The following is a 9,461-nucleotide window of genomic DNA, read 5'->3' on the forward strand; positions in this document are numbered from 1 at the left end:
CACCCTCTGCTACCCAACGAACCATGGACCTCCTTCTGTCTTCTCTCCCCTTTGCCCCGGCCCACATTCCTTCTGCTCCCCCCTCCCCCCCCCCCCCCCCTCCCCCCCCCCCCCCCCCAGGACCGCGGCCGCTGGGACCGCGCCCTGACGGCGGAGGGCCTGGACCTCGTCGCTCGTACGCTGCCGCACGGCGAGCCGGGCCCGTACCAGGTGCAAGCCGCCATCGCCGCCGTGCACGCCGAGGCCGGGGACGCCGACGCGACCGACTGGCCCCAGATCCTGGCCCTGTACGAGCTGCTGGAACGTTTCGGCCCGAACCCGATGGTCACCCTCAACCGGGCGGTCGCCGTCGGCGCCGTCCACGGCCCGGCGGCCGGGCTCGGCCTGCTGGCGCGGCTGGAGCGGGACCAGCGCATGGCCGGCCACCACCGGCTGCTCGCGACCCGCGGCCACCTGTTGGAGCTGCTGGGCGAGCAGCGGGCCGCCGCGGACGCCTTCCGCGCAGCCGCTCGCCGGACGAGCAGCACGCCCGAGCGGCGCCATCTCACGGAACGCGCACGGTGCGCGGAAAACGCGACCGGAGGCCGCGGGTGAGGTGAAACGATCGGCTGCCGCCGGCCGTCACCGGCCGCCGACGATTCGACCACCACCAGGGGGAAGCGAACGTGGAATCCGCAAGACTCGCCTCACTGATCGCCGCGACCGTCACGACGGGCCTGATGGCGGGTTTGTTCTTCGCCTTCGACGTGTCGGTGATGCCCGCCCTGAAGCGCTCCGACGACCGGACCCTGATCCAGGTCATGCAGCGCATCAACACGGCCATCATCAACGGCCTGTTCCTGGCCGTGTTCCTCGGCGCCCTGCTGTTCACCGCCGTGGCCCTGGCCCTGCACCTCGCCGACGGCGGCGGGTGGTCCGGGGCGACCGTGGCGATGGGGGCCGCCCTCGTCGCGTACGTCCTGGCGCTCGGCGTCACCGGACGCGTCAACATCCCGCTCAACAACGCCCTGGAGCAGGCGGGCCCGGTCGACCGGATCCCCGACCAGGCGGCCGTCCGCCGCGCGTTCGAGTCGCGGTGGGTCGCCGCGAACCGCTGGCGCACCCTGCTGTGCACCGTGGCCCTCGGCTGCCTCGCCTGGGCCGTGTCCCTGGTCTGAGACGGGACGCACAACGAAGCGGCCGGGGCGGCCGAACGGTTTCGGGTGCGGCCGCCCCGGCCCCGGCGGCCCGCTCGACGGTTCAGCGCACCGGGATCGCGGTGGCCCTCCCGTACCGCACCAACGCCTGCACCAGGCAGCCCAGCGCGAGCGTGCACAGCAGCGTCCGGACGATGTTCGCCGTCACCCACGTCCCCTTGAACCGCTCCACGACGGAGGATCCGGCGAGGGCCGCCGGATCACCCACCGCGGCGAGCTCGTTGTTCAGCGGGATGTTCACCGCGAACGTGACCACCAGGACGACGGCGTACGCGAGGGCCGCCGCCCCCGCCCACACCGCGACACCGCGTCTCCCCCTGCGGTACTCGACGGCCGCCGAGGCGACCGTCCCGAGCAGCGCGACGACGAACACCGTCCCGAAGACGGGGTTCCCGTCGATGGCCGCGTTGAAGTTCTGCATCGCCGCGACGTAGGTCCGGTCGTCGCCCCGCGCGAGCCCCGGCATCACCGACACGTCGAACGCGAGGAACAGCCCCGCCATCAGCCCCATGCACACCGCCGACACCCCGAGCAGGACACCGGAGACCCGGCCGCCGTTCCGATCCCGACCCGGAGGCCGCCCCTGACGCTGATCCGCCTGCACCCGCATGACACACCCCTTCCTGAACACCGGACACCGAACCGACCCCTTCGCCCACCGCCGCACCACCACTCCCCACCGCTCCCCGCTGCTCACGACGGCGGCCGGCGCGCCCTCCCCTACCACCGCGCGGCCGGTGGGAAACGCCTGCGGAACCGGCCGCCCGACTCGCTAGGCTGCGATCATGAACGCCTCCACCCTGCGCCTGGAACCCGTCACCGCCGCCAACTTCGACGCCGTCTGCGCGGTCCGGGTCCGCTCCGACCAGGAGCACCTCGTCTCCCCCGTGGTCAAATCCCTCGCCGAGGCCTACGTCCACGGCGAGGTCGCGTGGCCCCGCGCCGTCGTCGACGGTGACACGGTCGTGGGGTTCGTCATGGCATTCGTCGACATAGCCTGGGACCCCGAGCGCGATTCCTCCGACGTCCGCTCCGGCATCTGGCGCCTGAACGTCGATGCCGCCCATCAGGCCAAGGGCTACGGCCGCTTCGCCGTCGAGGCCGTCACGGAGGAGCTGCGCCGCCGCGGGGCGTCCCGGGCGTTCGTCACCTGGGAGCCCGGCCCGGGCACCCCCGAGCCGTTCTACCGGGGCCTCGGCTTCGCCCTGACCGGCGAGACCAGCGGCGGCCAGACCGTCGGCGTCCTGGACCTCTAGACCGCGAGGGCCCCGGCCCGGAACTCCTGCGGGCTGACCCCCCGCACCCGCTTGAACGCCGCCGACAGGGCGAATGCCGACCCGTACCCCACCCGCCGCGCCACCGACGCGACCGTGGCGTCCGGCTCGCGCAGCAGGTCCGCCGCCACGGCCAGCCGCCACCCCGTCAGGTAGGCCATCGGCGGCTCCCCCACGAGCTCGGTGAACCGCCGCGCCAGCGCCGCCCGCGACACCCCGGTCTTCTGGGCGAGCTCCGCCACCGTCCAGCCGTGTGCCGGGTTCTCGTGCAGCAGCCGCACCGCCCGGCCCACCACCGGGTCGCTGTGCGCCCGGTACCAGCCCGGAGAGCCGGACGCGGGGTCGGCGAGCCAGGTGCGCAGCACCCCGATCAGCAGCAGGTCCAGCAGCCGGTCCAGGACGAGCTCCTGGCCCGGCTCGTCGCGGCTGATCTCGGAGGCCAGCAGACCGATCAGGGTGGTGTCGGCCGCGGCCGCCGGCCGGACCAGGACCGCCGGTAGCGCGTTCAGCAGCCGCCGCCCGACCTCGCTCGGCTCCAGGTAGGTGCCGCTCAGCATGACCGCGGCCCGCTCGTCGGGGACCGGCGTGCCCCAGGTGCGCAGGTCGAGGTCCAGGGCGCTGCCGAGGTCCTTGCCGTCGGGGCCGCTGCACCGCTGTTCTTCGTCGATCGTGACGTGCACCGGTGTCCCGGGCGTGTCCGCGATCGTGTACGGCCGTGGCCCCCGTACGAGGGCCACGTCCCCGGGACCGATCGGCACCGGCGTACCCCCGTCGGGGAGCAGCCAGCCCGACCCGCGGACGAGGGTGAGCACCGTGAGCGGGGCCCGGTCCTCGATCCGCACCGCCCACGGCGGGTTGAAGACCGACTTGAGGAGGAGCGCCCCGCGGGCCTTAGGCCCTTCGAGGAGCCCCGTCATCATGTCCACGACCCCATCCTGCCCCACACGGTCACGGTGGTCGCAACCGTGTGAACGGTCGCAGCGGTGTGAACGGTCGCGGCGGTGGGAGCGGTGGCGGCGGTCGGAGCGGTGGTCGCAGCGCTCACACGTCCCACACACCGGTCGCCGCCGCGTCCCGCGCGTACGCGGAGAAGTCCCGCGGCTCCCGGCCGAGCACCTCCCGCACCCCGTGCGCGATCTGCGCGTTGCGCCCGTCCCGGAGCATCTCGAACAGCTCCGCGAACTCCTCCGGCACGTCCTCCAGCTCCCGCAGCACCGCCCGGTACGCCTCGTCGGAGACGGGCACGTACGCGATCTCCCGCCCGGTCGCCTTCGACAGCTCGACGGCGACCTCGGCGAAGCCCATCAGTCGCGGCCCGGTCAGCTCGTACGTCCGGCCGATGTGCCGGTCGTCGGACAGCGCGGCGACGACGACGTCGGCGATGTCGTCGGCATCGACGAACGGCTCGACGGCGTCCCCGGTCGGCAGGGCGATCGTGCCGGCACGCACGTCCTCGACGAAGATCCCCTCGTCGAAGTTCTGGGCGAACCAGCCGGCCCGTACGACGGTCCAGTCCGCCCCGGAATCCTTCAGCCGCTCCTCGGCCCGCTGCGCGCCCTCCTCGCCCCGGCCGGACAGCAGCACCAGCCGCCGCACCCCGGCGGCGACGGCCGTCTCCGCGAACGAGGCGATCCGCTCGTCCGCGCCGGGGAACCCGAGGTCGGGGTAGTACGTCACGTACACCCGGTCGACCCCGTCGAGCGCCGCGGCCCATCCCTCGGGCTCGGTCCAGTCGAAGGCCGGTTGCCCGCTGCGCGACCCGACCCGTACGGCCCGGCCCTGCGCGGTCAGCCGCTCGACCACCCGCTTCCCGGTCTTGCCGCGCCCTCCGATCACGAGCACGTCACCACTCGCACCCTGCACGTTCTTCCGTGTCTCAGCCATGCCCCCAGTCAAGCCCGCCGCCCCCGAGACGGGCCATGGCCGAGACCCTCACTCGCATGCGCGAGCGTCTACCCCTTCCATACCTGGGTGTTCTGGCAGGCCGTCAGCAGCCACGGACCGCCCTCGCGCTCCTGCGTCATCACGAACAGCGGGACACCTTCGCTCACCACGTCCCCCGCACCGCTGCGATAGACCTGGTGCACCTTCACGGCGGCCACGTCCGGCCGCAGGAACTGCGCGTGCGCCACCTCGTACGTGACGTCGCCGTCCCACTCGGCCGACGGCAGCACGGCCCGGGTGAACTCGGCGATCGCGTCGAACCCGATCAGCACCTTGCCGTGCCCCGTGGTCCACAGGGCGTCGGGGTGGAACAGGGCGAGGAACCCTTCGGCGTCCTTCGCCCGCTGGGTGCGCTCGACCTCGTTCACGACCTCTGCAATGGCCTCCAGGGCCTTCATCTGCTCGCTCATGACGTGATCGTGACGCCTCAAGTGTGGTTGAGGTCAAGGAATGTGATCACATGTCGGTATGACCCGCACCAAGAGCCTCTACCTGCTCTGCTCCGCCGCCCCACCCGTCTTCGACGTGGCCCACGTGATCGAGGACGCGCAGTCCCGCGGCTGGGACGTCTGCCTCGGCCTCACCCCCATGGCCGCGCACTGGATCTCCCAAAGCCTCGACGGGTTGGCGGCCTTGACCGGCCACCCGGTGCGCTGGCAGTACAAACTTCCCGGCGACCCCGACGTCTGGCCGGCCGCGGACGCCCTGCTCTTCGCCCCGGCGACGTTCAACTCGCTGAACTCCTGGGCGCTGGGTCTGACCGACAAGTTCGCCCTGGGCGTCGCCGCGGAGGCCGTCGGCAAGGGCACCCCGGTCGTCACGATGCCCTGCACGAACGCCGCCCTGGCCGCCCACCCGCAGTTCGATCAGTCCCTGGCCACGCTGCGCGGGGCCGGCGTCACGGTCCTCTACGGCGAGGACGGCTTCGTCCCCGGCCCGGCCGGCATCGACGCACCGCCCCACTTCCCGTGGCAGGTGGCACTGGACACGGTGGATGCCACACCCGCCCGAGACCATTAACGCCGTTAACGCAAGGCCCGGGGCAGGGGCCGGCCGGCCTGGCGAGCCAGGCCAGACCAGGCCGGTCGAGGAGCAGCACGTCAACCCACTGGCGAACCGGCCCCGCCCCGGACAACCATGCCCGGCACCACCGCTCACCCCACCCGCCCCGGACCGCGACTCCCCGCCAGCAAAGCCTTCCTGACGAGCTGCTGCCCAACACTCCGCATGAAGTGCGAGGGCGGACCCAGAGCAGCTGGGCCCGCCGCTCGGTCCCGCCGCCCCTCGCCGAGGCGGAAGCCACCGCCGGCAGAGGACTCCCCCACCCATTAACGCCGTTAACGCCGTTAACGCTCCACCCCGACGCTCACACCACGAGACGGAAGGTTGCCTGTCATGGCTGAGCTCGGACCCGTTGTCTGGCCGCCCGCCCCGTTGCGGACCGAGCGGCTCGTGCTCCGCGAGCCCGAGGCCCGGGACCGTGCGGCGTACGTTGACCTGTTCGCCTCGTCAGAGGTGCGGGCGTACCTCGGTGGCCCCCGACCACGTGCTGAGCTTGAAAGTGCAGTACCCGAAGTACCCGGGCGGCGCCCCGGCGTGTTCGTGGTCGATCACGACGGGGCGATGATCGGCATCGTCACGCTTGACCGGCGGGACGCGGAGCGTCCGGGGCACGTCCGTCCTGATGCCGGGGAGGCCGAGCTCAGCTACATGCTCCTGCCGGCGGCGTGGGGACGCGGGTACGCTCTTGAGGCATGCTCGGCGGCACTCGGCTGGTTCGCCGACGCGTTTCCCGGTGAGCCGGTGGTGCTCTGCACCCAGGTGGCCAACGACCGCTCGGTACGTGTCGCGGAGAAACTGGGGTTCACCGAGACGGAACGGTTCCAGGAGTTCGGCGCCGAGCAGTGGTTCGGCGTGTGGTCCTCGGTCCCGTGGTCTGGCTGAGCACGTACTCGGCCAACGAGCGGGGCTGCACCTCCGGTTCCCTGAGCGCGGCAGCCCGTCAACGGTGGCGCCGCCATCGGCGCGTGGGTTCATCCGCAGCATTAACGGCGTTAACGGTGCGGGTGCTCTCACGGGTCTCGCACCGCGCGGACACCGTTCGGACTGCCAGGTGTTGGTGGCCCTGGAGGTGGAGGGCATTAACGGCGTTAACGGTCTCGGGCTTGCGGGGTGAGCCACAGAGCGAGCTTGTCGGACCGTTGCGGCCCGGGTCTGGAAGACAGCCCCGCAGGGTCCGGCCAGCGGCCCGCCGCCCCAACCATTAACGCCGTTAACGCCTACCGGCCCCACCCGCCCGGTGCCACTCACGACCTCCGAGCACCGCCCATCCACGGCTGTGGCCCACGGCCTTCATGCAGCGGGATCCGCATTCCACGCCTCGGGCAGATCGCTGCCGCAGAAAACGCAGATGAGCTCGCCCTCACGCACGACGTTCTGCACTTCGTCGCGGCCCCACCCGAAGCACGCCGTCCGTGCCGACAACGAAGCTGAACGGTTCGGCCAGCTCCGCCTCCGGTCGCTCAGCGACCCATCTCCCGAACCAACGCCGCTTTGCGGATGGGCTCGAGAGACCGTGCTCCAGATCGGCGTCTGCACCATTAACGCCGTTAACGCTGCGGCCCCATCCCAGGAAGCCGCCGTCGTCGGCGTCGCCGGGACGCAACCTCTGCATCCCGTTGCAGTGCGCGTTCTGCGGGACGATCATGAACATCATGATGCGGCCCAGGCAGATCATCGAGTGCGGAGACTTCGTCCTGCGACGCTGGAGGGGACAGAGCGACTTCGAGCTGGCGTTCAGGTTGCTCGGCGAGTCGTTGGAGCACCTGCGGCCCTGGATGTCCTGGGCCGCCCGTCACAGCGCGGAGGACACCCGAGCCTTCCTCGCGAAGTCCGACTCGAACTGGGACAGCGGTGACGCGTACAACTACGCCATCACCAAGGACGGCACGCCCATCGGCATGTGCCAGAACGCCTGCGGGGCCGACCTCCAGAGCCGGCGCCTCGGGTACTGGCTGCACCCTGCCGCCACCGGCCAGGGCATCGCCACGAGAGCGACGGCGGCCATGGTGGCGGAGGCGTTTGCCCAGCCTGACGTGGAGTACCTGGAGATCTCGCACGACCTGGCCAACGTCTCCAGCGGAGCCGTACCGCGACGGCTGGGTTTCACCGAAGTGCGGCGTGAGCAGGCAACGCTGCCCGCAGCACCCTCGGACAGCGGGATCAACGTGGTCTGGCGGCTGAACCGTCCTACGCCGACCCATTACTGAGGTGAGAGGCGTGGTGAAGCCGCGGCCTCCACGAACACCCCGTAGACCGGGCTGCACCGTTAACGCCGTTAACGCTCCGCTCGCTCAATGCCTCGTGGCGCACGCCCCGCCCGGTTTCGGCACAGACACAGACACAGACCATTAACGGCGTTAACGCCCACGGCACACCCCGCGCCCACACCCGCGCACCATTAACGCCGTTAACGCTGCCCGCCGACCCCCGCGCCCGAGGCGGCCCGTACGGCGGGTCCGGGGCGCCGCTCCAGGGGCGAGAAGGGGCGGGTAGGGAAACAGCCCGCAGTACACCGCCCGCGCCCAGCCGGCAGGACGGCTCGTACTGCGGGGGAACACAGGCCGTGTCACCGCTCTGACCCCGTCATTTATCCCTGAGACCAGGCGGCGGCCGTCTCCTATAGTCGGGCCGTGGACGGATATCAGGGCCTGACGGTATTGATCGAATCGGCTTGGGAGGAGCTGAACGGCTCCGATGCGGGCCGCCGGGACCTCTGCCTCGATGTCGTCAGCGACGTCCTGGAGACGGGCCGCCTGACACCGCAGGACGCTGAGCGGGCCGTCGAGCGCCTGGTCACGGTCGCGCTTTCCGATGAGGGCTACCCGGTGCGGGAGTCGGCGCTGAACGCAGTCTGCACTGCCTCCACGCACTACGAGCTTCCCTACCGGGTGGTGGAGCCCCTCGCCGTCGGTGCGGATGCCTTTGAACCCCTGCTCCTGGACTACGTCCTGGGCATCCTCGGCTCGACTCACGATCAGGCGGCGCTGCCGGTTGTTGAGCGGTTCCTCCAGCACCCCCACCCCGAAGTGCGCAGGGAGGCGGCAGACGCTGTGAACGAACTGCACTGGAGCCGGGAGTCCGCCCAGCGAGAGACGGCTTTGTAGCTCCGGGCTCAGAGGCTCGACCGTGAGACAACTGCATTGCCCGGACCGGGCCCCTCTACCCGCTCCTAGCCCCGGCTCACGGAGCACGGCCGTCCCCACCCGGGCACAGACCATTAACGGCGTTAACGCTCGCCCCCGCGCTCGCCGCCACCCCTCCCCCGCAGCCACTGCACCACCGGCCCCGTAACCCCCGTAGTCACCAAAGCCATCAGCACCAGCATCGTGAACAGCTCTCCCCCGATCACCCCGAGCCCGAGCCCCACGTTCAGCACCACCAGCTCCGTCACTCCCCGGCAGTTCATCAGCGCGCCCAGCATCACCGCATCCCGCCCCGGCATCCCCGCCAACCGCGCCGCCCCGGCACCCGCACCCCACTTACCGGCGACCGCCACCCCCAGCACCGCCAGGGCCCACCACCACGCGCCGCCCACCAGCAGCCCCACGTCCGTTCTGAGCCCGCTCCCGACGAAGAACAGCGGCAGCAGCACCGGCACCGCGAACTCCCGCATCCGCTCCGCGGCCGCCTCCACCACCCCCACCCTCGGCAGCACGGCCCCGAAGACGAACGCCCCGAACAGCGCGTGCACCCCCACCACCTGTGTGGTGTACGCCGCCAGGCACAGCCCGCTGCACACCCCCACCACCGCCCCCGGTTCCGGGCAGGAGCCGCCCCACCGCTCCACGGCCCGGGCGAGGAGCGGCCGTACCCCCCACCACATCGCCGCGAGGAACACCCCGGTGAGCACCGCCGTACCGGCGATCCCCCAACCACTCCCCGGGGCGGGGGGGGGGGCCGCCCCCCCCCCCCCCCCTCCCCCCCCCGCCCCCCCCCCCCCCCCCCCGCCCCCCCCCCCCCCCCCCCCCCCCCCCCCACCCCCCCC

General features: G+C 71.9%; 13 protein-coding genes. 7 read left to right on the forward strand and 6 right to left on the reverse strand.

The genetic code is table 11. The annotated features are described in order from the left end of the window. Positions 1-210 precede the first annotated feature (210 nt). Both ACZ4VL_RS39470 and ACZ4VL_RS39475 read left to right on the forward strand, forming a co-directional pair. The gene (locus ACZ4VL_RS39470; RefSeq protein ID WP_468210498.1) at positions 211-594 is read left to right on the forward strand and encodes a hypothetical protein; all 384 of its coding nucleotides are present in this window, start codon (positions 211-213) and stop codon (positions 592-594) included. 71 nt (positions 595-665) lie between these two features. Continuing rightward, positions 666-1,157 carry an anthrone oxygenase family protein gene (locus ACZ4VL_RS39475; protein ID WP_468210501.1) on the forward strand — a complete coding sequence of 164 codons (492 nt, stop codon included), beginning with the start codon at positions 666-668 and terminating at the stop codon, positions 1,155-1,157. 82 nt (positions 1,158-1,239) lie between these two features. On the opposite strand, the gene ACZ4VL_RS39480 is transcribed toward ACZ4VL_RS39475, so the two are convergent. After that, positions 1,240-1,707, reverse strand: coding sequence for an anthrone oxygenase family protein (locus tag ACZ4VL_RS39480; protein WP_468210504.1), 468 nt, complete (start codon positions 1,705-1,707; stop codon positions 1,240-1,242). Between the two features lie 274 nt (positions 1,708-1,981). Here ACZ4VL_RS39480 and ACZ4VL_RS39485 point away from each other — a divergent pair, with 274 nt between their 5' ends. After that, a complete protein-coding gene (locus ACZ4VL_RS39485) occupies positions 1,982-2,452 on the forward strand; it encodes a GNAT family N-acetyltransferase (protein ID WP_468210507.1) in 471 nt (156 codons plus the stop codon). Here the strand turns inward: ACZ4VL_RS39485 and ACZ4VL_RS39490 are convergent. The 3 genes from ACZ4VL_RS39490 to ACZ4VL_RS39500 form a co-directional block, all read right to left on the reverse strand. Further along, positions 2,449-3,396 (reverse strand): AraC family transcriptional regulator, encoded by a 948-nt coding sequence (locus tag ACZ4VL_RS39490; RefSeq protein ID WP_468210510.1) that lies wholly within the window; start codon positions 3,394-3,396, stop codon positions 2,449-2,451. The genes ACZ4VL_RS39485 and ACZ4VL_RS39490 overlap by 4 nt on opposite strands. Positions 3,397-3,511: 115 nt before the next feature. Beyond that, positions 3,512-4,354, reverse strand: coding sequence for an NAD(P)H-binding protein (locus ACZ4VL_RS39495; RefSeq protein WP_468210513.1), 843 nt, complete (start codon positions 4,352-4,354; stop codon positions 3,512-3,514). Between the two features lie 68 nt (positions 4,355-4,422). After that, positions 4,423-4,824, reverse strand: a complete 402-nt coding sequence (locus ACZ4VL_RS39500; RefSeq protein ID WP_468210516.1) for an SgcJ/EcaC family oxidoreductase — start codon at positions 4,822-4,824, stop codon at positions 4,423-4,425. A 58-nt stretch (positions 4,825-4,882) separates the two neighbouring features. On the opposite strand from ACZ4VL_RS39500, the gene ACZ4VL_RS39505 reads away from it, so the two are divergent. Further along, positions 4,883-5,434, forward strand: coding sequence for a flavoprotein (locus tag ACZ4VL_RS39505; RefSeq protein ID WP_468210519.1), 552 nt, complete (start codon positions 4,883-4,885; stop codon positions 5,432-5,434). 375 nt (positions 5,435-5,809) lie between these two features. Further along, the gene (locus ACZ4VL_RS39510; protein ID WP_468210522.1) at positions 5,810-6,358 is read left to right on the forward strand and encodes a GNAT family N-acetyltransferase; all 549 of its coding nucleotides are present in this window, start codon (positions 5,810-5,812) and stop codon (positions 6,356-6,358) included. Between the two features lie 478 nt (positions 6,359-6,836). On the opposite strand, the gene ACZ4VL_RS39515 is transcribed toward ACZ4VL_RS39510, so the two are convergent. Next, positions 6,837-7,121, reverse strand: coding sequence for a hypothetical protein (locus ACZ4VL_RS39515; RefSeq protein WP_468210525.1), 285 nt, complete (start codon positions 7,119-7,121; stop codon positions 6,837-6,839). A gap of 7 nt (positions 7,122-7,128) precedes the next feature. Between ACZ4VL_RS39515 and ACZ4VL_RS39520 the strand changes: the two genes are divergently transcribed. Next, positions 7,129-7,683, forward strand: a complete 555-nt coding sequence (locus ACZ4VL_RS39520; protein WP_468210528.1) for a GNAT family N-acetyltransferase — start codon at positions 7,129-7,131, stop codon at positions 7,681-7,683. A 423-nt stretch (positions 7,684-8,106) separates the two neighbouring features. Then, positions 8,107-8,580 carry a HEAT repeat domain-containing protein gene (locus ACZ4VL_RS39525; protein WP_468210531.1) on the forward strand — a complete coding sequence of 158 codons (474 nt, stop codon included), beginning with the start codon at positions 8,107-8,109 and terminating at the stop codon, positions 8,578-8,580. Positions 8,581-8,702: 122 nt separating this feature from the next. On the opposite strand, the gene ACZ4VL_RS39530 is transcribed toward ACZ4VL_RS39525, so the two are convergent. Beyond that, the gene (locus ACZ4VL_RS39530; RefSeq protein ID WP_468210534.1) at positions 8,703-9,341 is read right to left on the reverse strand and encodes a cation:proton antiporter domain-containing protein; all 639 of its coding nucleotides are present in this window, start codon (positions 9,339-9,341) and stop codon (positions 8,703-8,705) included. Between the last annotated feature and the right edge of the window lie 120 nt (positions 9,342-9,461).

It is taken from the genome of Streptomyces sp. NPDC029014 (genome assembly GCF_055564695.1).